This window comes from Neomicrococcus aestuarii (genome assembly GCF_014201135.1).
Lineage (GTDB): Bacteria > Actinomycetota > Actinomycetes > Actinomycetales > Micrococcaceae > Neomicrococcus > Neomicrococcus aestuarii.
Map to the genome: position 1 here is coordinate 21,347 of NZ_JACHDR010000001.1, position 23,215 is coordinate 44,561.

The following is a 23,215-nucleotide window of genomic DNA, read 5'->3' on the forward strand; positions in this document are numbered from 1 at the left end:
ACGGCGCTGCTCAGCAGTACCGCGTGAAGTGAGCTGTGTCGTCGTCCTTTCTAGGGATTACGACGACGCAGCTCGCCCCCGGTGCCTCGCTGACACAAGGTGCCACCCCGGACCGCAATCCGGGCTCGACCCGAGCGGGGTGCGTCCAAAGAATGGACGCTTTGTCCAAATAATGAGATTGGTGTTTCGGTAATTGACGAGGCAACAATCGCGGGGGAGACTAATCACATGCAGAAGCTGGTATCCGTCGTCCTAGTCATTCGTGAGCGCGTCTCTGAATGACCACTTCGTCGTAACCGGTGACGCGCGAACCCCAACCGCCAAACACGGCCGGAGGGGTTCTTTTTATGTGCAGGTCACAGAACAAGCAAAGGAAGAACACATGAGTCAGGGAAAACCTGTGAGTCCGCAACAGGCAGCTAAGGCTGCTGGGTGGTCCAAGGATCCTGCTCCGGTCTCTTCCGCCGTGGAAGCGTCGTCCCTTATTCAAGGGCCGAACAACATAGTTGCTCCCACGGAGATGACTGGCTCACAAGCCATCGTCCGCTCATTGGAAGAACTGGGCGTCACAGACGTCTTTGGGTTGCCAGGTGGAGCTATCCTCCCCACCTACGACCCGCTCATGGACTCGTCCAAGATCAACCACATCTTGGTCCGTCATGAGCAAGGAGCTGGCCACGCCGCGCAAGGCTACGCCATGGTCACCGGAGAAGTCGGCGTGTGCATTGCCACGTCTGGCCCCGGAGCTACCAACCTCGTCACCCCGATCGCCGACGCGCACATGGACTCTGTCCCGCTCGTCGCAATCACCGGTCAGGTCAACAGCGCTTTCATCGGCACCGACGCCTTCCAAGAAGCGGACATCGTGGGCATCACGATGCCTATCACCAAGCACGCGTTTTTGGTGACCAACCCTAATGACATCCCACGCGTCATGGCCGAAGCGTTCTACATCGCCTCCTCCGGACGCCCAGGACCGGTCTTGGTGGATATCTCCAAGGATGCCCAGCAGGCCAAGATGACCTTCGAATGGCCACCCAAGATCGATTTGCCCGGCTACCGCACCGTGGTCCGCGGCCACGCCAAGCAGGTTCGCGAAGCTGCGAAACTGATTGCTGCGGCAGAACGTCCCGTGTTCTACGTGGGCGGCGGTGTGATCAAGGGTCACGCCTCCGTCGAACTGAAGGAACTGGCCGAGCTCGTGGGCGCACCTGTTGCCACCACGCTGATGGCTCGCGGCGCCTTCCCTGACTCGCACGAACAGCACGTCGGCATGCCTGGCATGCACGGCTCGGTGTCCGCTGTGACCGCTCTTCAGCAGGCTGACCTGCTGATTACCCTCGGCGCGCGCTTCGATGACCGCGTGACCGGTGTCTTGGAGTCTTTCGCTCCAAACGCCAAGGTCATCCACGCTGACATTGATCCGGCAGAAATTTCCAAGAACCGCACCGCCGATGTTCCCATCGTGGGCTCGGTCAAGGAGATCATCCCGGAGCTTCGCGAAGCTGTGGAGCAGGCCTTCGCAGAATCCGGTCGCCCGGATATCTCCGCTTGGTGGGCAACGCTCAACCGCATCCGCGAGACCTACCCCATCGGTTGGACCCCCACCGAAGACGGTCTCACGGCTCCGCAGAACGTCATCCAGCGCATTGGCGAACTCACCGGCCCCGAGGCTGTCTACGTTGCAGGCGTGGGCCAGCACCAGATGTGGGCTGCTCAATTCGTCAAATACGAGCGCCCTCACCAGTGGCTGAACTCCGGCGGCTTGGGAACCATGGGTTACTCAGTGCCAGCGGCCATGGGCGCCAAGGTCGGCAACCCGGACCGCGTGGTCTGGGCCATCGATGGCGACGGTTGCTTCCAGATGACCAACCAAGAGTTGGCTACCTGCGTTATCAACAACATCCCCATCAAGGTTGCTGTCATCAACAACTCCTCGCTGGGCATGGTGCGTCAGTGGCAGACCCTCTTCTACGATGGCCGCTACTCCAACACGGACCTGAACACGGGTGCCGGCACGGTACGCGTTCCTGACTTCGTAAAGTTGGCAGACGCTTACGGCATGGTGGGCTTGCGTTGCGAACGCGACGAAGACATCGATGCCACCATCCAAAAGGCCCTCGAGATCAATGACCGCCCTGTGCTCATTGACTTTGTGGTGAGCCGGGACGCGATGGTGTGGCCGATGGTCCCGTCCGGCGTCTCCAACGATGACATTCAAGTTGCCCGCGGCATGACTCCTACGTGGGAAGAAGAGGACTAAATCATGGCCCGTCATACCCTGTCTGTCCTCGTGGAGGACGTGCCCGGTACGTTGACCCGCGTTGCTGGCTTGTTTGCCCGACGCGCATTCAACATCAATTCTCTTGCGGTGGGACCCACCGAAATCAAGGGCGTCTCCCGCATGACTGTGGTGGTGGACGCCGAAGGCGATTTGTTGGAGCAGGTTACCAAGCAGCTCAACAAGCTCGTCAACGTCATTAAGGTCGTGGAACTTGCGCCGGAAGCATCCGTGCAGCGTGACCACATCCTCGTGAAGGTGCGCGCTGATTCGGCGACTCGTTTGCAAGTGACGCAAGCGGCCGATCTGTTCCGCGCCCAAGTGGTGGACGTGTCCAACGATTCGCTCGTCATCGAGGCGACCGGTGGGGCAGAGAAGCTCAACGCGCTTCTCTCCGTACTGGAACCATTCGGTGTTCGCGAGATTGTGCAGTCTGGCACCGTTGCGGTGGCACGCGGCTCAAAGTCGATGTCTGACCGAGCTCTTCGTCAAGCGTCTGCGTAAACCCTTCGCGGATCACTGACACGAATTTAATACCTGTAAGTAATTTCAATAGTGTGTTCGGCAAGTGCTAACACACCCAAAGAATGAAGGACACAAAAGTGACTGAACTGTTCTACGACGACGACGCTGATCTCTCAATCATCCAGGGCCGCAAGGTTGCTGTCATTGGTTACGGCTCCCAGGGCCACGCTCACTCCCTGAACTTGCGCGATTCCGGCGTTGACGTCCGCGTTGGCCTCAAGGAAGGCTCCAAGTCCATCGCAAAGGCTGAGGCTGCTGGCCTCCGCGTCGTTTCCGTGGCTCAGGCTGCTGAAGAAGCTGACGTGATCATGATCCTCACCCCAGACCAGGTTCAGGCCAAGGTCTACGCGGCAGAGATCGCTGACAAGCTTGAAGAAGGCAACGCCATCTTCTTCGGTCACGGCTTCAACATCCGCTTCGGCTTCATCCAGCCACCAGCCAACGTTGACGTTGCCTTGGTTGCTCCTAAGGCTCCAGGCCACACCGTGCGCCGCGAGTTCGAAGCTGGCCGTGGTATCCCTGACTTGATCGCTGTTGAGCAGGACTACACCGGTAAGGCCAAGGATCTTGCACTTTCCTACGCCAAGGCTATTGGTGGAACCCGTGCAGGCGTCATCGAGACCACCTTCACGGAAGAGACCGAAACGGACCTCTTCGGCGAGCAGGCTGTTCTTTGTGGCGGTACCTCCCAGCTGGTTCAGTACGGCTTCGAGGTTCTGACCGAAGCTGGCTACAAGCCAGAAATCGCCTACTTCGAGGTGCTTCACGAGCTCAAGCTCATCGTTGACCTCATGTGGGAAGGCGGCATCGCCAAGCAGCGTTGGTCCGTTTCTGACACCGCTGAGTACGGCGACTACGTTTCCGGCCCACGCGTCATCACCCCTGAGGTCAAGGAGAACATGAAGGCTGTTCTTGCTGACATTCAGTCCGGTGCCTTTGCACAGCGCTTCATGGATGACCAGGCCAACGGCGCCAAGGAATTCCTTGAGCTCCGCAAGAAGGGCGAGGATCACCCGATCGAGTCCACCGGCCGCGAGCTGCGCAAGATGTTCAGCTGGGTTGCCGCTGACGACGATTACACCGACGGCTCGGTAGCTCGCTAAGCGTTCCGCGCTTCGCGACTGACCGTCCCCAAAATGTGTCAATGACGACGCCGCCGCTCCGCACCTACGGACGCGGCGGCGTCGTTTTACCTTAAGTAAGTACCAAACCCCACACCCCCCCTCAACCGAAGGTTTTCCCTCGTGACTGCAAAACCCATCGTTTTGATCGCTGAAGAACTCTCGCCCGCAACCGTCGAAGCTCTCGGCCCAGACTTTGAAGTGCGCAACACCAATGGTGCAAACCGCGCCGAACTGCTTCGCGACATCGTTGATGTTGACGCCATCTTGGTGCGCTCCGCCACGCAGTTAGACGCCGAAGCTATTGCCGCAGCTAAGAACCTCAAGGTCATCGCGCGCGCTGGCGTTGGCTTGGACAACGTTGACATCAAGGCCGCCACTGTGGCCGGCGTGATGGTAGTGAACGCTCCTACCTCAAACATCATTTCCGCAGCCGAGCTCACCGTAGGCCACATTGTGTCCTTGGCGCGCAACATCCCAGCAGCCAACGCGTCGTTGAAGAACGGCGAGTGGAAGCGCTCCAAGTACACCGGTACCGAGCTGTATGAAAAGACCGCAGGCATCATCGGTTTGGGCCGCATCGGCGCCCTCGTCGCCGCCCGCCTTCAGGGCTTCGAAATGGAGATCGTTGCCTACGATCCCTACGTAACCCCTGCTCGCGCACAGCAGCTCGGCGTGAAGCTCTTGCCCCTTGAGGAACTCCTTGAGGTCTCCGACTTCATCACCATCCACATGCCAAAGACGCCGGAGACGGTGGGCATGTTGGGCGCTGAGGCGTTCAAGAAGATGAAGAAGTCCGCGTTCGTTATCAACGTGGCCCGCGGTGGACTCGTGGACGAGGCCGCTCTTGAAGAGGCCCTCGAAGCAGGCGAAATCGCTGGCGCCGGCATTGACGTGTTCGTCAAGGAACCAGCAACTGACGTGCCATTCTTGGGCCGCGAAAACGTGACCGTAACTCCTCACCTGGGCGCTTCCACGGATGAAGCACAGGAGAAGGCTGGTATTGCGGTTGCCAAGTCTGTGCGCTTGGCACTGGCTGGCGAGTTGGTTCCGGACGCAGTGAACGTTGCCGGCGGCGTGATTGCTTCCGAGGTTCGTCCTGGTATCCCGCTCGTGGAGAAGCTCGGCCGCATTTTCACGGCTCTTGCCACGGACCGCGTGGTCAACGTGGACATTGAAGTTGCCGGTGAAATCGCTTCCCTCGATGTAAAGGCGCTTGAACTCGCTGCTCTCAAGGGTGTCTTCATGGACGTAGTATCCGATTCCGTGTCCTACGTGAACGCGCCGCTTCTTGCCGAACAGCGCGGCATGGCTCACCGCTTGGTGACCACCTCCGTTTCTGAGGAATACCGCAACGTGCTGACCGTTTCCGGTGCTCAAGCCAACGGTGCCCAGATCTCTGTCTCCGGTACGCTCACCGGTCCTAAGCAGATCGAGAAGCTCGTAGCCGTGAACGGTTACGAACTCGAAATGCCGCTATCCGAGCACATGATCGTGTTGCAGTACCAGGACCGCCCCGGCGTGATTGGTAGCTTGGGCTCGCTGTGCGGTGCTGAAGACGTCAACATTGCTGGCATGCAGGTCTCCCGCAGCAAGGCTGGCGAAGCTCTCGCCGTCTTGTCCGTGGACAACGGCCTTCCTGAAGGCTTGCTCGAGCGCGTGCGCGACGGCATTGGCGCCACGGTAACCCGCGAGATCAACCTCAGCGAGTAACTAGAAAACAACGTGTGAAGGTGCGGTGAACGTTCCTCCTACGTGTTCTTCGGTACGTGTATTTCACTACGCGTGACCGAATACATGGCGGGGGAGCGCACCGCACCTTTGCTGTGTCCGCACCGCAGTTTTACCGGTTCTAACGCTGGTGTGCTGACGAATGCGTGTGATGTTGCGGTCATGTGGGTCAAGTGGCGATGAAAACCACAGTCGTGGCGCGGAACTGCGGTAGATTCTTATGGTGACTGAGCAGCAATCAACTACCGTGCAGAAGCCGTTCTACATTACGACGGCGATTTCCTATCCGAACGGTGACCCTCACTTGGGCCACGCTTACGAGTTCATTGCCACTGACGCAATGGCACGTTTTAAGCGTTTGGACGGGTTCGAGGTCTTCTTCCTCACCGGAACGGACGAGCACGGTCAGAAGATGCTCCAGACCGCTACCAAAGAGGGCCTGACGCCTCGCCAGCTCGCGCAGCGAAATTCTGATCGCTTCCAGCGTGCTCAGCAGGGCTTGGGCATCAGCTTCGATCGCTTCATCCGCACCACGGATCCCGATCACTTGGTGGCGTGTCAGGATATTTGGCGCAAGATGGAAGCCAACGGCGACATCTACCTCGACAAGTACGCTGGCTGGTACTCCGTGCGCGACGAAGCCTTCTACATTGAAGATGACACCGAGATCCGCGATGGTGTGCGGTACTCGAAGGAAACCGGTACTGAGGTGGAATGGACCGAAGAAGAGTCTTACTTCTTCCGCCTTTCCAAGTACCAGGACAAGCTTCTGGAGCTCTACAAGAACCAGCCCGATTTCGGTGCACCCCGCTCACGCTTCAACGAAGTGATTCGCTTCGTGGAACGCGGACTCGAGGACCTGTCGATCTCCCGCACCACCTTTGACTGGGGCATTCCGGTCCCTGGCAATGACAAGCACGTGATGTACGTGTGGGTGGATGCTCTTACGAACTACCTCACCGGTGTGGGGTACCCGGATAAGGATTCCGAGCTTTTCAAGAAGTTCTGGCCAGCCGATGTTCACGTAATCGGTAAGGACATCTCTCGCTTCCACGCCATCTACTGGCCAGCGTTCTTGATGTCCGCCAAGATCGAGCTGCCCAAGCGCATCATGATCCACGGCCACCTACACAACAACGGCATCAAGATGTCCAAGTCCCTCGGAAACGTAGTTTCACCTGAGGACTGGGTGACTTCCTACGGCCTTGACCAGATGCGCTTCTTCCTCTTGCGTGAAGTGCCTTTTGGCGCGGATGGAAACTACTCCCACGATGCAATCGTGGGCCGCATGAACTCCGACCTCGCCAACAACCTGGGCAACTTGGCGCAGCGTTCCCTATCCATGGTGGCGAAGAACCTGGGCGGAGTTGTTCCGGAGCCGGGCGAATTTACGGACGCGGATCAGGAGATTCTGGCGAAAGCTGCTGAGCTCTTGGGCGTTTCCCGCACGTTCTACGAAACGCAGGAATTTAGCCGTGCTCTGGAAGCTACGTGGGCGGTTCTTGGTGACACCAACGCGTACTTCGCCGAGCAGGAGCCGTGGGTGCTCCGCAAGACGGATCCCGCGCGTATGGCAACGGTCTTGTACGTGACACTTGAGGTGTTGCGTCGCGTGTCTTTGCTGGTTCAGCCCATCATGCCGGACTCAGCGAGCTTGTTGCTGGACGCCCTCGGACAGTCCGAAGGCGCCGGACGCACCTTCGCGGCTTTTGATGTTCCGCTGGCCGCCGGCACTCAGCTTCCTGCCCCACAGCCGATCTTCCCCAAGTATGAGGAGCCGGCAGAGTAAGAGTGATCTCGCACCCTCAAGGGGTTCGATTTCCCGCTTCTTCTTCACATCGCAGGTCGAATTAGTTTGGGAACAATAGGGAAATCGTAATCCATCACAGTGGCCCACGATTGTTATGTAAATGTGACATTCAAAACGGTTGTTAGTAAAAACCCGTTGAGGTAGCGTCAAGTTGACAGTGAACTACTGCCACTTGGCAATGGGGGGAAGTCAAAATGGGTGCGAAAAAGAAAATCTCTGTCTACGCACTTTCCGCTATTTCAAGCGTCGCGCTTGTATCGTCGCTCTCCGTGTCGGGAGCACCGCGGGCTGAGGCGGCGTTAAGTCAGTGTGGTACCAATAGGGCTTGTGCATGGTGGGACCAGAATTATTCCGGAACATTTGGATATTGGACGTCAAGCCAGTCCTATCTGTCTGGGTGGAACGATGTGATAAGTTCCACCATGAATCACCGGAGCGGTGATATTGGATGGTGGACTGATGCTGGCTATTCAGGACTTTCAATGATCTATGGACCAGGTGTCGGCGGCTATTATGTTTGGCCGCATATTGCGGAAAACAGCATTAGTTCAGTCTATTTCTACTAGGAAAACCATGTTTCGGCGTTTCTGCTATCTGGCGGCTATTGCGATCACAGTAACTGTCTCGACTTCGTGTGGACCAGAAACGATAAACGAAGTCGCCGCGTCGCGGGCTGTTCTTAATGAAAGTTCAGGTGAAATAGATTTGCCACTTGAAGCGTACGCTATGAACTCCGATGAATATCGGTTGGTGTCTCACGCTAATGCCATTTTAGTTGCGCGGTGTATGCAAAAGACTGGTCGGGACTTTCCGAGGGCAAACCAAGACTGGTCCAAACTGACAGTTTTCCCCGATCGACGATATGGGCTATGGTCCATGACTGAAGCAGAAGCGAATGGCTACGAAGTGGCGGAGTCCTCTGAAAGTCAGAGGGTCGCTCAACTTGAGGGGGGCTACGCGGAGGATTGGTGGAGAGCAATGTATTCGTGCTTTGACGAAGTAGAAAGGTTGCCGTTGATGGGCGTTAATACCACTCCAAGCCAGCCGTCGTCCGTTGACCGGGGAATGCTTGACTCCTTCAACGCGCTCATTGCCACTGATGCATTCTCTGAAATTCGAGGTTTTTGGCGAGAATGCATCGAGTCCAAGGGCATTAGCCCGGACGACTCTGCTCGAGTGCTCGTGCCAAAGATTCCAGAACCCGGTGAGTCACAAATCCGTATTGCTATCGGCGACGTGGAGTGCAAACAACAACATTCTGTGGTTCAAAAACTTGCCGACGCCGAGGCCGTGATTCAAGCAGGCTACATCCGAAGTCACGAGGCTGAATTGGTTGAGTACCGGAAACAGGCCGATGAAATCGTCGCCAAAGCACGCGACATTATTGCCTCCGGATAGTGGTGCTCCGAGTGACTGAACTGAGGAGATTTGCGCACCCATGGAGGGCGTTAGCCTTCATTGTCATCGTTTTGCTGGTTGCTGCCGCTTCCTATCTCGTAGGGCTCAATGTCAAGTCTTCCGATGTGGCGCTGGTGGAGGCGAAAGATGAACGGATCTCGGTCTATGCAATGGTCGAAACCCGCGTGGTGACGGATTCTGTGCGACTTCAAGGAGAAGTTGCATCGGCCGTCGTGGAGACGATTTCTCTGCCAGCTCCGGCAGGAGCGGGACTCCCCATCGTTACGTCGACGCGAGCCAAGATAGGTGACCGCCTTACATCTTTTCAGCTGTTAGGGGTGGTTTCGGACAGACCAATATTTGTGTATTTCTCTGACATCCCGCTGTACCGCGATGTGAAATATGGAGAAAAGGGTTCGGACGTTGCTGGACTCCAAAAGGCATTAGGTATTGAGCCTGACGGAGAGTTCGGTAAGCAAACTTTGGCTTCCATCAAGAGCATCTATAAACAGGCAGGATTCTCCGTGCCAGGAGGGTCAAGTCCGAGCATCACTATGGCCGAATTCAGATCCCTCAAAGGCACAACGGGAATCGTGAGGAGTATCGCGGCGGTGGGCGAAGACTTGTCTGACAATTTGTCGCTAGCAACTGTAAGTCGAGGGTCGGCCTATGTTGCGGTTCGGGCGACGGTACGCGAAGCGGACAAGTTGAAAGTTGGCACGAGCGCTAAAATCCAGAGCGATAACCTCAAACCGCTGGTCGGGAAGATTACGGCAATCAGCCCGTTTCGAGAAGCGGATGCGGCTGGCGGAAAACCCCCAGGGCGTGACATCACTATAGGCATTCCGGACGAATCAACCATCGCGTCAGGAACGCCTGTTTCAGTAATTTTCGGGGACGTAGGTACAGTGGCGATCGCAGTTCCCACCGTTGCGGTGCGAACTGATGCAGCAGGATCTTACGTATTGCAGAAGCGGGATACCGGGAACGTTCGCGTCAACGTGTCGCAAAAACAAAGTGCTGACGGGTGGACGTCAATAGATTCCGATGTCTTAGAAATCGGCGACCACGTGCTCGTCTCAGGGCAGTGATGACGGCGCTTCTGTCACTCTCGCAAGTCTCAAGGCCCTATGGTGAACAACTGGAATGCAACGCTGTTTCCAATATTTCACTAGATATAGCCGAGGGCGAGTTCGTGGCGGTGATTGGATCGTCAGGCTCCGGAAAATCGACGCTGCTCAACATCCTGGGGCTTCTCGACGAACAGTGGACGGGGAGCTACGAACTTGAAGGCGTTGACATAAAGGCCCTGACGTCCCGGCAAAAAGATACATTGCGCGGCGAAATTTTTGGGTTCGTCTTTCAATCCTCTTACCTCGATGTGTGGGCGACTGCAATCAGAAATGTTTCATCGTCGCTCTCGGCGCGAGGCGCCAGCATCCGAAGCCAGCGGGAAGTGTCTCTTAAAGCCCTCGAAATCGTGGGATTGGCGCACAAAGCGTCATCGATTGCACGGTACCTTTCAGGCGGCGAGCGCCAACGAATTGCCATTGCCCGGGCTATTTCCACTCATCCGCGGATTCTTCTGGCTGACGAGCCCACTGGAAATTTGGACTCTGTATCCACCATGAAAATCATGGAGCTTTTCCGCGAACTCAACGCCCAGGGGACAACAGTCATCATGGTTACACATGATGACGACGTCGCCGCGCATGCCGATCGTGTTATTACGTTGAGAGATGGACTTCTCGCGGACGACACCGCAACAGCCAGTTCCCACAGTGACGGAGCGACCGAAAACACGGCGAGCATCACTTCCGCGGTGAACTCTGAAGTGCCCAAGAGGGTTGGCTATTTGCGCCGAGCCACTTTCTACGATCGGCTGGCACGAGCAGTGAATAGCGCTACGAGCCGACCGGTAAGATCTCTCGCTTTGGCGCTCGCGTTCGGTTTGGCGATCACAGGGCTCGTGATAGCAACTGGACTTGGCGCTAGCGCGTCTTTGCAGGTATCAGAACGAATTTCAGAGTCGGCGCGAGACGAAGTTCGCGTCAATGTCCCGGTGGGTATGCATCCTCAAGAAAGAGCTCGTTGGAAGGAGAAAATTAGCTCGCTTGAACGTGTCAACGCCGTTGGAGAACTAGGCGTTATGGAAGGGGCAATGGCGCAACCTTCCCGGACTGGAGGTTATGTGGGTCCATCGCCCATTTCGGCGAGTGTTTACGCGCTGGATGCGTCCGCATTAAATCTTTTTGAGGCAAAAATTAGCCCGGTCTATGACGTATACCAAACTTTCAGAACGAATGAACATGTGGCATTGGTTGGGTCACAAGTGGCAAAAACAATTGGCGTTTCCGGATCTAGTTTTGGTCAAGAGATCTGGGTTGCTCAACGGCCTTTTACTGTCGTGGGAATTGTCACTAGTTCGTCAAATGAAAATTTTCTTGAACATGCGATTGTGATTCCCCTGCAAGAGGATATCCCTTCAAACATGCAGCTCATTGCGAAAACCGAGATGGGTTATCCTGCAGCGGTTGCTGAGGCAGTTCCGTTTGCCGTGAGTCCCGGGAACCCGGGCGGCGTCAACGTGGCTACAGTCGGCGACTTGCGGAATCTTCGAATGGGTGTCGCTGGCGACTTGCAGGGCCTGTTGCTCTGGCTATCGATTTCGGTGCTGCTTTTGGCGATCTTCAGCGTTTCCGCTGCCATGTTTCTGACGGTGCAGACTCGGACCCAGGAACTCGCACTGGCTCGTTCGCAAGGAATGAGTCCTGTGGCCGTGGGTACTGTCTTTGTTGTTGAGGGGGCTGTGCTGGGGCTAGCGGGAGCGTTGGCAGGAGTCTCGCTGGGTCTCTTGGGGTGCGTAGGGGTCTCCGCCTGGCAAGGTTGGACAGCCGTTGTTCCATGGACATCTTTGGTAGCGGCGCCCTTCGTAGGCGTCGTTGCCGGATCGCTCTCAGCGGCTATTCCTGCGTGGAAAGCTGCCATGGTCGATCCGGCTGACGGAATCCGGTAAAACTGGCGAGGAGTTAGGCCACAGCCTCTCGCATACCCGCAACGGGGCTGAGATGAACCGCCCGACGAATGGGAACAATCGCCGCGATCAGTCCGGCAAGAATGGCGCAGACCAACACCACGCCGAGCGTGATCCAAGGTAGATCCAGCACCAGCGGGGCGAAGTTCCCCATGGCCGCTTGAGCGCCGGCCAGCCCGTAGCCCACACCCAGCACTGTTCCAAGAATGGCGGCTGTCAAGCTGACCAAGAGCGCCTCTCGAGAGATCATGGCCCGCAGCTGGGAGGTCGTCAAACCTAGTGCACGCAGGAGAGAGTTCTCTTGCGAGCGTTCGATGATGGACAGGGACAAGGTGTTAGAGACACCAATGACGGCAATTAGAATGGACACCGCTAGCAGTCCGCTGACGATCATGAGCAGGATGTCAATGAATCCGCCCACGGATGCCCGCATCATGGCGGCACCGCCGATGTTCATAGGTGCCACGCCAAGGGTCGAGGAGATGTCGTCTCGAATCTGATTCAGGGTGGTGGAATCCAGATCCGAGCTTCCCCGAGCGTAGAGGGTGGGCAACATGGCGTCTTCATCGGCTGAAGCACCAGATGAGGTCGCAGGAGACACCGCGCCCCAGGACTGAGCCGTTTCTAAGGTCACGATGGGCTGGAAGTAGTCTGCCCCGGCATGGACCACTGGAACGGTGATGGTTTTCCCGCTCGTCAGTTCAACCTGCACAGAGTCCGCTGGGATCGCTTCCTTTCCGGCAATGATCGAGCCCTCCGGCGGCACCATAGCGGGATCATTCAGGACGGCTCGGAGATCCGCAGCCGAGGCGGCGAGGACTTCTCCGGACTCGTCGGTCACGCCCACAGGTTGCATGAGCGCCGCGGCTTCGATCCCTGAGATGGTCTTGAGACGGTCCGCATCTGCGGCGGTCAAAGGCGTTGACGTCGCTTGCGAGTCAAAGCTGCCGCCAGAGCTCACGGTGAAGTCCACGGGATATTGGGTAGCTACGGCGCCATCGAGCGTCGCTTTCGCCACGGTTCCGCCCGTGAGGAACATGGTCACGAGGGAAACACCGATGACGAGCGCGGTACCGGTTGCCGATGTGCGCCGAGGTTGACGTACTGCGTTGAGTGCGGCGAGCTTGGCTGGGGCGGTGCGGGTGCCGGTGAGCTTACCGAGCGCCGCAACGGTGCGCGGGATATACGTAGGAGCCAGTACGACGACGCCAGTCAGGGACACTACCCCCGCAAAGAAGGCGATGATCAGGTTGGGGGAAAACACCGAGAAGGTCACGAGAGCGCCCGTGCCCGCCAGGAAGACGAGGAGCCACCAGATGAAGAGTCCCTTCGACATGCCAAGTGTGGAGGCATGGCCGAAGTCCTGATCGGTGGTGGAGACATCTTGAGGACGAAGCGCCTCCAGAGGCGTGACCTGGGTTGCCCGGCGAGCGGGGGCGCTCGCAGCAATGAGCGTCAACAGGGTGCCCACGACCAACGGCACTAATAGGGCAGTCGGCGTGAGAGAGAACGTGGTGAAGATGGCACCGGGAAGGGTTTTCGCCCAAGCCACCAGCCCCGCCATAACGGCGACGCCGAGTACTACACCTAGCACGCTTGCCACGATGCCCAAGAGCGCCGCTTCAACTCGGACCATGCGGCGGATCTGACGCTGATCTGCGCCGAGGGTGCGAAGCAGGCCTAGCTCGCGAGTACGTTGCGCCACAATCACGGCGAACGTGTTGCTGACCACCAGGGTCATGACAAACAGGGCGACACCAGCGAAGATCAGCAGCACAGTGGTGAGAACATCAGATTCTCCCGTGAAGCTTGCGACTTGATCATTGACCACTTCGTCAGGGGTCTTAAATGTGAGGTCCGTGAGGCCTTGGGACGTGGCCGCTTGAGATAGCTCGCTCTCTGCCTGAGCGATGCTGACGCCCGGCGCCAACTTCAGAGCGATGGCGTCATAGCGCAGGTCATTCTTCATGATGCTGCGCACCAGGGGGAGATCTGCCCAGACTTGCACCCCGAACGTGTTGGTGGGGTTGTTGCTATCTGCCGAGAGACCGGAGATGGTCACGGCTTGTGCGCCCACATTTATGGTGTCGCCAACGCCCAACTCGAGTCGCTCTGCTTGAGAGCGAGGAATCGCTGCCTGATTTGCACCTACGGGAGCCTTGCCTTCAAGGACACTGAGCGCGCCGATTCCGGCGGCGGTGGGTGCGATGGTCAGCATGGCGGATTCGGCTACTGGTTTCGCGTCACCATTCTCGCCACTTCGCTCAACGAGGAGAGTGGTGCCGGTGAGTCCCACGGGCTGGGCTGCACTGATGAGCGAGGTGCCTTCAAGGAATTGCAGATGGGAGTCGTTCAGGATCGGCGGTTCGGACATGTCGGCCGCGGACCCGTCCTGATATGCGGCGGCGTCCCGTTCTAGCACGAGCGCCGAGCCCCGGTAGGACTCACCCAGACTGGCGCCCAAGGACGCGCGCGTAATGGATTGCACCATGAGCGTTGCCGCCAAGAACGCGACGCCCACCATGATGGCGAGCGCCACGGCAACATAGCGTCGCCAATAGGCGCGAAGGGTGGAGAGAGCAATCGTCTGCATGTTAGGCACCCACCTCGGCGAGCGCGCCCGTCACGGACTGCACGGTGGGGTGCTCGATGCTGTCCACGAGGGAACCATCGCGCATGACCAGTACTTTGTCAGCGTACGACGCGGCGGCGGGATCGTGAGTGACCATGATGATGGTCTGTCCGGCGTCCGCGGAGCTACGCAAGAATCCCAAGACGCTGCGTCCGGAGGTAGAGTCCAGATTGCCCGTTGGCTCATCAGCGAAGAGCACCGCCGGCTCGGTGACAAGGGCCCGGGCAATGGCCACACGCTGCTGCTGTCCACCGGAGAGCTCGTGCGGCTTGTGACTCAAGCGCTCCTGAAGACCCAACATCGCGGTGATCTCGTTCAAGCGCTGCGCGTTCGGCTTTTTAGAGTCCAGCAAGAACGGCAGCTCGATGTTCTGGCGCGCATTCAGTGTGGGCACCAAATTGAAAGCTTGGAAAACAAAGCCCACGCGGCGTCGTCGTAATTCAGTGAGCTCAGTGTCCTTCATCCCGGTGATGAGGCGCCCCTCAATGAAAATCTCTCCGGCGCTCGCAGTATCCAGGCCCGCCAAGCAGTGCATGAGCGTGGACTTGCCGGAACCGGACGGGCCCATGATGGCCACGAAGGAACCGTGGGCGATGTCGAGGGAAACCTCACGCAGGGCGTGGACGGTGTTCTCGCCGGAGCCGTACGTTTTGGACAATCGGTGTGCGGAAACCGCAGGTGCTTCATTCATACCTTCACGCTATAGACGTGAGGGCCACCTGTGCATCGGCTTTAAGTTCCCTCTTGAGGGAGGATTTTCTCCACCCTCGGTATGAGAGACCCCCTAGGTAGGAGTAGGGGAAGAGCTAAGGGGAGACCACTCCCGCTTGGTACGCGAGCACCACCACGTGGACGCGATCCCTCGCGTTGAGCTTGGACAAAATGCGTCCCACATGGGTTTTGACGGTAGCCATGGACAAGAAGAGCTCTTCGGCGATCTCCGGGTTGGACTTACCCTCAGCCACTTTCACGAAGACGTCGTACTCACGCGGCGTCAGAGATTCGATGAGTTGCAAGGTTTCATCGCAGGCCGGGTTGTTGCGTGCCAAGAGCGGCGAGACGTGCTCGAGCAACCGCCGCGTGGTGCTCGGCGCGATCACCGCATTGCCGGTATGTACAGAGCGAATCCCGGAGAGCAGATCCTCCGGCTGCACGTCCTTGAGCAAGAACCCGCTCGCGCCGGCCTGAATGGCGGCGAAGGCGTACTCGTCCTGATCGAAGGTTGTCAGCACCACAATGCGCGGAGGAGACGGGCGCCCGTGCAGTGCGGGCATTGCGAGCAATTTCTGGGTGGCCTCAATGCCATCCATCTCCGGCATGCGCACGTCCATCAGGATCACATCCGCCGAATGGATCGCGGGGGACTGCAGCGCCTCACGCCCACTCGCGGCCTCGGCGATCACGGTGAGATCCGGTTGGGAGTCGATCAGCATCTTGAAGCCGCTGCGCACCAACACCTGATCATCCACCAGCGCTACGCGAATCACGTCGGCAGGGGAGGTCATGAGGTCACTTTCGAATAGGGGACATACACTTCGAGTCGGAACCCACCGGCAAGGTCCGGTCCCGCGAACACGGTACCGCCGAAATGCTCCACGCGCTCGCGGACACCGCGCAAGCCCTGTCCCAGTCCATCCTTTGACGAAGACAGTCCGCCGCGCCCGTTATCTCTCACTATGACGCGCGCACCGTCCACGCCCCACCGCAACACCACGGTGGCGGTCACGGCCGGCCCGGCGTGCTTGATGACGTTGGTGAGGCCTTCTTGCGCGGCCCGGTAGAGCGTCAGTTGCGCGCCGCCGGGCAAATTTCCCGTCAAGGACGACGACGCCTCCGCGCGTCCCAGCCGTTCCTCGCGGAAGGAGACATCGACTCCGGATTGCTCGGCATTGCGCAACAGGTCCGGAATGTCCGCAAGGGTGGGCGCCGGACGCAAGGCTGCGTCGTCGTCCTGGCGCAGAATTCCCAGCAGGGTGCGCATTTCCGCGAGCGCACCGCGACCCGTTGCGGCAATCGTGGCGAGGGAGTCTTTGGCCAAGTCTGGGTGTGAATCGATCGCGTAGCGGCCGCCGTCCGCTTGGGCGATCATGACCGAGAGCGAGTGAGCCACAATGTCATGCATTTCGCGCGCTACGCGGTTGCGTTCATCGGCGGCCGCAAGGGCACGTTCGGTTTGGTTCTCGCGTTCAAGGCGTTCGGCGCGCGCGTTGAGGGTGACGACCATGTCCCTGCGGTGCCGGGTCATTTCACCCACAAGCCAGGACAAGCCCACAATCGCGAACAGCGCACAAAAGACGAGGGCTGATGAGACCAGATCAAACCGGTCCACCGGCACGTAGGTAATGGTGGCTAGAATCGCGCCCAGAAAGCCCAGTCCCAAGCCCAACCAGGACACGGCGCGGGATCCATGGGCGGCAGCGGAGTAAATGGCGATCGGAACCGCAATTTGAGACGGTAAGAACTCAGGGATGCTCGCGAGCTGAATCATGGATCCCGCCGCGACCAAAAGCAACATCACGGTGGGCCACTTGCGGCGAATCGCCAGAGGGAGAACTTGCAGCGTGACAGCGACCGCAAGAACGCGGACGTGCTCATCGCTTAACCCGCCGCTCGTAAAGCCAGAGCTGATGACGAGGATCCCCAGCCACAGGACGGCGGCCAAGAGAACGTCGAGCCACCACGGCCGTAGCCGCAGGAGTCGGTCAATTCTGGAGCGCCATCCCATGACACGTAGCGTATCCAAAAGCTCGAGTCAGCGGCGGTAAGCGCGGGCGTGACGTCGAATGAACAGCATTATGACCACATAGTGAGACCTGTTGCTCAGCATGCGGGACGCAGTTTTAGACTGGTTTTTATGACTAAGAGTATCGATATTGCAGTAATTCCCGGCGATGGCATTGGCCCAGAGGTCATTACGGAGGCCGTCAAGGTCTTGAAAGCGGTTGCCGCCGTGGAGCAGCTCGATCTCGCGTTTACCGAGTATGAACTCGGCGCGAAGCACTGGCTTGAGACCCAAGAGACGCTGAGCGAAGAAACCCTGGCGAAGCTGCGCGAGCACGAGGTCATCCTGTTCGGTGCCGTGGGAGCGGATCCATCCGACACCCGCATTCCGTCCGGCATCATCGAGCGCGAGCTGCTCTTGAAGCTGCGCTTCAGCATGGACCACTTCGTGAACCTGCGCCCGGCCAAGTCCTATGACGGCGTGCCCACGCCGCTCGCTAACCCCGGAAAGATCGACTTTGTGGTGGTCCGCGAAGGCACCGAAGGTCCTTACGCCGGCAACGGTGGCGTCCTTCGAGCTGGCACCCCTCACGAGATCGCAACCGAAGTTTCGCTGAACACCCGTCACGGAGTGGAGCGCGTGGTGCGCGATGCCTTCCGCCGTGCTTCCTTGCGCGAACGCAAGCACCTCACCTTGGTGCACAAGCACAACGTGCTGGTCAACGCCGGTCACTTGTGGCGCCGCGCGGTGGAAGAGGTAGCCCCTGAATTCCCCGAGGTCACGCGCGACTACATGCACGTTGACGCGGCCACCATCTTCATGACCACGGATCCGGGACGCTTTGATGTGATTGTCACGGACAACCTCTTTGGTGACATCCTCACTGACCTCGCTGGCGCCGTTACGGGCGGCATTGGGCTCGCGGCTAGCGGCAACATCAACATGGACCGCACTGCGCCGTCCATGTTTGAGCCCGTCCACGGCTCCGCTCCGGACATTGCTGGTAAGGGTCTCGCGGATCCTACGGCAGCCATTTTGTCCGCGGCTTTGCTTCTTGAGCATGTGGGCCAGTACGACGCCGCAGCTCGGGTTGAGCAGGCAGTGGAAGCGGACATTGCGGCCCGGTTGGGTAGCGGAGCTCGCTCGACGTCGCAGATCGGCGACGCCATCGCCGCACGTGTGGCGTAATCTGTAAATACTTTTAGGAGGAACCGTGGAAACACTGACTTTTCGTCGTGACCTCTCGCAACAACCCAAGAGCGAGACTGAGCGAGCTGAAATCCTGGCCAATCCAGGATTCGGTAATTACTTCACGGACCACACGGCAGTTGTCGATTACAGCGTGGATGCCCAAGGTGAAGGATCTTGGCACGACGCCCGAATTGAACCGTATGGCCCCATTGCGCTTGACCCCTCTGCTGCGGTCTTGCACTACGGTCAAGAGATTTTTGAAGGTCTCAAGGCCTACCGTCACGCAGACGGTAGCGTCTGGACGTTCCGTCCCGAGGCCAACGCAGCACGCTTGAACACCTCGGCTCGCCGCTTGGCACTGCCCGAGTTACCAGAGAGCGTCTTCTTGGATGCCTTGCGCGAGTTGGTTTCTGTCGACGCCGCATGGGTACCCACCGGCGATGGTGAAGCACTGTACTTGCGTCCATTCATGATTGCCACGGAGCCATTCTTGGGCGTGCGCCCAGCACGCGAGGTCTCCTTCCGTGTCATCGCGTCTCCAGCGGGTAACTACTTCGGTGGCGAACTACACCCTGTGTCCATCTGGCTCTCCGAGCACTACGCTCGCGCTGGCCGCGGCGGCACCGGCGAAGCCAAGTGCGGCGGCAACTACGCTGCCTCTCTGGCGGCACAGTTGGAAGCTGAAGCTCAGGGCTGCCAGCAGGTGTTGTTCTTGGATCAGTTCAACGACAACGCGGTGGATGAGCTCGGCGGCATGAACGTGTTCTTCGTCTTCAAGGACGGACGGATCGTGACTCCAGAACTCAACGGCAACATCCTGCACGGCGTGACCCGTTCCTCCGTGTTGGAGATCGCGAAGGAACGCGGCCTGCATGCCGAAGAGCGCAAGATCACCCTCCAGGAATGGAAGGATTCCGTAGCTGACGGAAGCCTTGGCGAAGTGTTTGCGTGCGGTACTGCCGCCGTCATCACGCCAATCGGTGAGCTCAAGACCTCCACCGGATCCATCGTGACGCCAGCAGCTGAAGGCGAGCCACACTGGAAGGCCATTCGTGCTGAACTTCTTGGCATCCAGACTGGCACCGTTGAAGACACGCGTGGCTGGTTGACCCGTTTGGTCTAGTTTCTTGACCGAAGAATTCTTTCTTGAAGATCTTCAATAAGTCGTAGTCGGTTCTTCCCGAATGGGAGGAGCCGACTACGCTTTTAAATGTGCGAATTTTAGTTACTGGGGGAGCCGGCTATATCGGCTCGCATACTGTCTTGCAGCTGCTCACCGCTGGCCATGAAGTCTGCGCCGTGGACAACTACGTGAACTCGTCCCCGGAAGCGTTGGAACGAGTCTTTGAGCTGGCCGTTGCTGCAACGTCTGCGGAGCCGATCCTCGAGATCGCCGAGATTGACATCAACGACGCCACCGCGCTGGATCTGGTCTTCGCTGATTTCAAGCCCGAAGCTGTCATCCACTTCGCTGGCCTCAAAGCGGTCGGCGAATCCGTCGCGCAGCCGCTCATGTACTACCGCAACAACATCATGGGCACCATCACCTTGCTTGAAGCCATGGCCAAGCACAGCGTGAAGAACCTCGTCTTCAGCTCCTCAGCCACGGTCTACGGCGACACCAAGACACTCCCCGTGGCAGAAGATGCGCCACGCAGCGTTACCAACCCGTATGGCCGCACCAAGCTCATGATTGAAGAAATCCTGGAAGACCTCGTGGTCGCAGACCCCGAATGGTCTGTTGGGGTCTTGAGGTACTTCAACCCAGTAGGCGCGCACGAATCCGGACGCATCGGCGAAGATCCGCAAGGAATCCCGAACAACCTCATGCCGTTCATTGCCCAGGTGGCTGTGGGCCGGCGCGACGCCGTCAACGTCTTCGGCAACGACTATCCCACGGTCGATGGCACGGGCGTTCGTGACTACATCCACGTCATGGATCTGGCCCAGGGCCACTTGCAGACCGTGGACTATGTGGTACGAAACTCCGGCTGGCGTTCATGGAACCTCGGCACCGGCGAAGGCATCTCCGTCCTCCAGCTCATCGATTCCTACTCGAAGGCCTGCGGCCGCGAGCTACCAGTGAACATCACCGATCGACGTGCCGGGGATATCGCCTCGAGCTACGCCGACGTCACTCGCGCGCGCACCGAACTCGGCTGGTCGGCCACCAAGAACGTGGATGACATGACCGCCGACTCGTGGCGCTGGCAATCGGCAAATCCGCAAGGCTACCGCGAAAGCTAAGCCTGTCGGCGAAAAATCAGCCGTACGGGCCTAGGCCTGACACCGGAAACCGAGCTGCGTCGTCGTCCGGGAAGTGATCCCACTAGAATCGACAGCATGCGTATTGCTCGATTTGTTGTTGACTCTGATCCTATGTACGGCGTTGTTGAGGGGGACGAAGTCACCCAGATCGCGGGTGATCCGTTCTTCCACGGCGTGCAGACCACCGGAACCAAATATTCGCTGGATGATATTCGTCTGGTAGCGCCCATCATTCCGCGCTCCAAGATTGTGGGCGTTGGCCGCAACTACGCCGACCATGTCAAGGAAATGGGCAACGAAATGCCCGCTTCTCCACTGCTGTTCTTCAAGCCCAACACCTCCGTGGTGGGACCCAACGAACCCGTGACCTTGCCGTCCTTCTCCGAGGAAGTCTCCTACGAAGGCGAACTCGCCGTCGTGATCGGACGCATCTGCAAGGATGTGCCCGCTGAGAAGGCCAAAGATGTGATCTTCGGCTACACATGCGCGAACGATCTCACCGCTCGCGACGCCCAGCGCACCGACGGCCAGTGGGCCCGCGCCAAGGGCTGGGACGGCTCCTGCCCGATCGGTCCATGGATCGAGACCGAACTGGACACGGACAACCTTCGCGTCACCTCCCGTCTCGACGGCGAAACCCGTCAAGACGGAAACACCGCAGACATGATCTGGGGCATTCCTGAGCTCATCGCCTACATCTCCGAAGCATTCACGCTGCTTCCGGGCGACGTGATCCTCACGGGCACCCCTGCAGGTGTGGGCCTGGTCCGCGACGGCCAGCGCTGCGAAGTAGAGATCGAAGGCATCGGCACGCTGCAGAACGTTTTCCGTTCCGCCTAAGTAGCCGCCTCAGCGCCGCTTAACCGACGCCGCCAGTGAGAGACACCAGTCCCGCACTCGCGGCGTCGTCGTATTCGCAAAGGGTTCACCGCAAGGGGGACTAGAATGCTGAACATCATGGCTTCTGAAATTTCAATCCCCACTGTTGATGACTCAACCCCCGTCCGCGTGCGCTTTTGCCCCTCACCCACGGGCACCCCACACGTTGGACTGATCCGCACCGCCCTCTTCAACTGGGCCTACGCCCGGCACACCGGCGGCAAGATGATCTTCCGCATCGAAGACACGGACCAAAAGCGAGACAGTGAAGAGAGCTACCTGCAGCTCCTTGACGCGCTCAAGTGGCTCGGCATCACGTGGGACGAAGGCGTGGAAGTCGGCGGTCCTCACGAACCGTACCGCCAGTCCCAGCGCTCGAACATTTACCAGGACGTCATCGCCAAGCTCGTTGCTGGGGGACACGTCTACGAGTCCTACTCCACCCCCGAAGAAATTGAAGCGCGCCACAAGGCCGCCGGTCGGGACCCCAAGCTGGGCTATGACAACTTCGACCGCGAACTTACCGCAGATCAAATCGCGGCGTTCAAGGCTGAGGGCCGCGAGCCTGTGCTGCGCGTGCGCATGCCGGACGACGACATCACGTTCAACGACTTGGTGCGCGGCGAAATCACCTTCGCAGCCGGCACCGTCCCGGACTTCGTGGTGGTTCGCGCCAACGGCCAGCCGCTCTACACGCTGGTCAACCCCGTAGACGACGCTCTCATGGGTGTCACGCACGTCCTCCGTGGCGAGGACTTGCTGTCCTCAACGCCGCGCCAGATCGCGCTGTACCGCGCGCTCTACGCCATTGGTGTTGCCGAGTACATGCCGCTGTTCGGCCACTTGCCGTACGTCATGGGCCAAGGCAACAAGAAGCTCTCCAAGCGTGACCCAGAATCCAGCCTGTTCTTGCACCGCGAGCGTGGCTTCATTCCCGAGGGCTTGCTGAACTACTTGGCGCTTCTGGGCTGGAGCTTGTCCGCCGATGAGGACATCTTCACCGTAGAGCAGCTCGTGGAGAACTTCGACATCCACGACGTCCTCGCGAACCCTGCACGCTTCGACGTGAAGAAGGCTGAAGCTATCAACGGCACGCACGTGCGCATGTTGGAGCCACAGGTCTTCCGGGATCGCTTGGTGCCGTACCTTCAGCACGCGCAGTTGGTAGGGGAGACCCTCACCGATCGCGAGAACGAGATCCTCGACGCAGCCGCACCGCTTGTGCAAGAGCGCATTGGCTTGTTGGGTGAAGCGCCGGCCATGATGGCGTTCTTGTTCACCGCTGATGAAGACATCGTGGTGGCTCAGGACGCGCTCAAGGGCCTTCCCGGCAACACGGATGAGATCCTCGCGGCAGCTACCGAAGCGCTCGATGCTGTGGAGACCTGGGACGCTGCCAGCCTCGAGGCAGCCTTGCGCGCCAAGCTCATCGACGAAATGGGCACCAAGCCACGCCTAGCTTTCGGTCCACTGCGCACGGCAGTCTCCGGCCAGCGCATCTCACCACCCCTGTTTGAGTCCATGGAGATCCTGGGACGCGAGTCTTCCATGAAGCGCATCGCGGCCTTCGCCAAGGACATAAAAGAGGATTAGGTCACAAAACGCCGGAGTGGGGCATCTCAG

The 23,215-nt window shown here is 58.9% G+C and carries 18 protein-coding genes; 14 read left to right on the forward strand and 4 right to left on the reverse strand.

The genetic code is table 11. The annotated features are described in order from the left end of the window. The first annotated feature begins 382 nt into the window (after window positions 1-382). The 9 genes from HD598_RS00100 to HD598_RS00140 all read left to right on the forward strand — a co-directional run bounded on the left by HD598_RS00100 (window position 383) and on the right by HD598_RS00140 (window position 11,882). The gene (locus HD598_RS00100) at window positions 383-2,263 is read left to right on the forward strand and encodes an acetolactate synthase large subunit (protein WP_071893374.1); all 1,881 of its coding nucleotides are present in this window, start codon (window positions 383-385) and stop codon (window positions 2,261-2,263) included. A 3-nt stretch (window positions 2,264-2,266) separates the two neighbouring features. Beyond that, complete coding sequence (gene ilvN, locus HD598_RS00105; RefSeq protein ID WP_071893375.1) at window positions 2,267-2,785, forward strand: acetolactate synthase small subunit; 519 nt, start codon at window positions 2,267-2,269, stop codon at window positions 2,783-2,785. Between the two features lie 98 nt (window positions 2,786-2,883). Next, window positions 2,884-3,909, forward strand: a complete 1,026-nt coding sequence (gene ilvC / locus HD598_RS00110; protein WP_183662748.1) for a ketol-acid reductoisomerase — start codon at window positions 2,884-2,886, stop codon at window positions 3,907-3,909. Between the two features lie 141 nt (window positions 3,910-4,050). Next, window positions 4,051-5,640, forward strand: coding sequence for a phosphoglycerate dehydrogenase (serA, locus tag HD598_RS00115; protein WP_183662750.1), 1,590 nt, complete (start codon window positions 4,051-4,053; stop codon window positions 5,638-5,640). Window positions 5,641-5,881: 241 nt separating this feature from the next. Next, window positions 5,882-7,447 carry a methionine--tRNA ligase gene (gene metG, locus HD598_RS00120; protein WP_311538893.1) on the forward strand — a complete coding sequence of 522 codons (1,566 nt, stop codon included), beginning with the start codon at window positions 5,882-5,884 and terminating at the stop codon, window positions 7,445-7,447. A gap of 215 nt (window positions 7,448-7,662) precedes the next feature. Further along, on the forward strand, window positions 7,663-8,034 hold the full coding sequence (locus HD598_RS13805; RefSeq protein ID WP_183662755.1) for a peptidase inhibitor family I36 protein: 372 nt from the start codon (window positions 7,663-7,665) through the stop codon (window positions 8,032-8,034). Window positions 8,035-8,344: 310 nt separating this feature from the next. Beyond that, the gene (locus HD598_RS00130; RefSeq protein WP_183662758.1) at window positions 8,345-8,866 is read left to right on the forward strand and encodes a hypothetical protein; all 522 of its coding nucleotides are present in this window, start codon (window positions 8,345-8,347) and stop codon (window positions 8,864-8,866) included. 11 nt (window positions 8,867-8,877) lie between these two features. After that, window positions 8,878-9,957: an efflux RND transporter periplasmic adaptor subunit gene (locus HD598_RS00135; RefSeq protein WP_183662761.1), complete on the forward strand. Its 1,080-nt coding sequence runs from the start codon at window positions 8,878-8,880 to the stop codon at window positions 9,955-9,957. Then, window positions 9,957-11,882: an ABC transporter ATP-binding protein/permease gene (locus HD598_RS00140; RefSeq protein ID WP_260170576.1), complete on the forward strand. Its 1,926-nt coding sequence runs from the start codon at window positions 9,957-9,959 to the stop codon at window positions 11,880-11,882. Before HD598_RS00135 ends, HD598_RS00140 begins: the two co-directional genes overlap by 1 nt. A gap of 13 nt (window positions 11,883-11,895) precedes the next feature. Here HD598_RS00140 and HD598_RS00145 read toward each other — a convergent pair whose 3' ends face one another. From HD598_RS00145 to HD598_RS00160, 4 genes are all read right to left on the reverse strand, one after another. Then, window positions 11,896-14,493 carry an ABC transporter permease gene (locus tag HD598_RS00145; protein WP_183662767.1) on the reverse strand — a complete coding sequence of 866 codons (2,598 nt, stop codon included), beginning with the start codon at window positions 14,491-14,493 and terminating at the stop codon, window positions 11,896-11,898. 1 nt (window position 14,494) lies between these two features. Then, window positions 14,495-15,223: an ABC transporter ATP-binding protein gene (locus tag HD598_RS00150; RefSeq protein ID WP_183662769.1), complete on the reverse strand. Its 729-nt coding sequence runs from the start codon at window positions 15,221-15,223 to the stop codon at window positions 14,495-14,497. A 115-nt stretch (window positions 15,224-15,338) separates the two neighbouring features. Next, window positions 15,339-16,037: a response regulator gene (locus HD598_RS00155; protein WP_183662771.1), complete on the reverse strand. Its 699-nt coding sequence runs from the start codon at window positions 16,035-16,037 to the stop codon at window positions 15,339-15,341. Beyond that, window positions 16,034-17,257 carry a sensor histidine kinase gene (locus HD598_RS00160; RefSeq protein WP_183662773.1) on the reverse strand — a complete coding sequence of 408 codons (1,224 nt, stop codon included), beginning with the start codon at window positions 17,255-17,257 and terminating at the stop codon, window positions 16,034-16,036. The genes HD598_RS00155 and HD598_RS00160 overlap by 4 nt, the downstream gene beginning before the upstream one ends. Window positions 17,258-17,386: 129 nt before the next feature. Between HD598_RS00160 and HD598_RS00165 the strand changes: the two genes are divergently transcribed. From HD598_RS00165 to gltX, 5 genes are all read left to right on the forward strand, one after another. Further along, the gene (locus HD598_RS00165; RefSeq protein ID WP_183662775.1) at window positions 17,387-18,442 is read left to right on the forward strand and encodes a 3-isopropylmalate dehydrogenase; all 1,056 of its coding nucleotides are present in this window, start codon (window positions 17,387-17,389) and stop codon (window positions 18,440-18,442) included. A 34-nt stretch (window positions 18,443-18,476) separates the two neighbouring features. Further along, window positions 18,477-19,568: a branched-chain amino acid aminotransferase gene (locus HD598_RS00170; protein WP_183666410.1), complete on the forward strand. Its 1,092-nt coding sequence runs from the start codon at window positions 18,477-18,479 to the stop codon at window positions 19,566-19,568. Between the two features lie 89 nt (window positions 19,569-19,657). After that, window positions 19,658-20,692 (forward strand): UDP-glucose 4-epimerase GalE, encoded by a 1,035-nt coding sequence (gene galE, locus HD598_RS00175; protein WP_183662777.1) that lies wholly within the window; start codon window positions 19,658-19,660, stop codon window positions 20,690-20,692. Between the two features lie 96 nt (window positions 20,693-20,788). Then, a complete protein-coding gene (locus tag HD598_RS00180) occupies window positions 20,789-21,553 on the forward strand; it encodes a fumarylacetoacetate hydrolase family protein (protein WP_183662780.1) in 765 nt (254 codons plus the stop codon). Window positions 21,554-21,658: 105 nt separating this feature from the next. Next, on the forward strand, window positions 21,659-23,185 hold the full coding sequence (gltX, locus tag HD598_RS00185) for a glutamate--tRNA ligase (RefSeq protein WP_409366160.1): 1,527 nt from the start codon (window positions 21,659-21,661) through the stop codon (window positions 23,183-23,185). Window positions 23,186-23,215: the final 30 nt, after the last annotated feature.

Bases quoted from the DNA above. Each gene is read 5' to 3' on its own strand.
- ilvN (WP_071893375.1), top strand. From the start codon at position 2,267: ATGGCCCGTCATACCCTGTCTGTCCTCGTGGAGGACGTGCCCGGTACG.
- gltX (WP_409366160.1), top strand. From the start codon at position 21,659: ATGCTGAACATCATGGCTTCTGAAATTTCAATCCCCACTGTTGATGAC.
- HD598_RS00155 (WP_183662771.1), bottom strand. From the start codon at position 16,037: ATGACCTCCCCTGCCGACGTGATTCGCGTAGCGCTGGTGGATGATCAG.
- HD598_RS00140 (WP_260170576.1), top strand. From the start codon at position 9,957: ATGACGGCGCTTCTGTCACTCTCGCAAGTCTCAAGGCCCTATGGTGAA.
- HD598_RS00160 (WP_183662773.1), bottom strand. From the start codon at position 17,257: ATGGGATGGCGCTCCAGAATTGACCGACTCCTGCGGCTACGGCCGTGG.
- HD598_RS00145 (WP_183662767.1), bottom strand. From the start codon at position 14,493: ATGCAGACGATTGCTCTCTCCACCCTTCGCGCCTATTGGCGACGCTAT.
- HD598_RS00130 (WP_183662758.1), top strand. From the start codon at position 8,345: ATGACTGAAGCAGAAGCGAATGGCTACGAAGTGGCGGAGTCCTCTGAA.
- HD598_RS00150 (WP_183662769.1), bottom strand. From the start codon at position 15,223: ATGAATGAAGCACCTGCGGTTTCCGCACACCGATTGTCCAAAACGTAC.
- HD598_RS00180 (WP_183662780.1), top strand. From the start codon at position 20,789: ATGCGTATTGCTCGATTTGTTGTTGACTCTGATCCTATGTACGGCGTT.
- HD598_RS00100 (WP_071893374.1), top strand. From the start codon at position 383: ATGAGTCAGGGAAAACCTGTGAGTCCGCAACAGGCAGCTAAGGCTGCT.
- HD598_RS13805 (WP_183662755.1), top strand. From the start codon at position 7,663: ATGGGTGCGAAAAAGAAAATCTCTGTCTACGCACTTTCCGCTATTTCA.
- HD598_RS00165 (WP_183662775.1), top strand. From the start codon at position 17,387: ATGACTAAGAGTATCGATATTGCAGTAATTCCCGGCGATGGCATTGGC.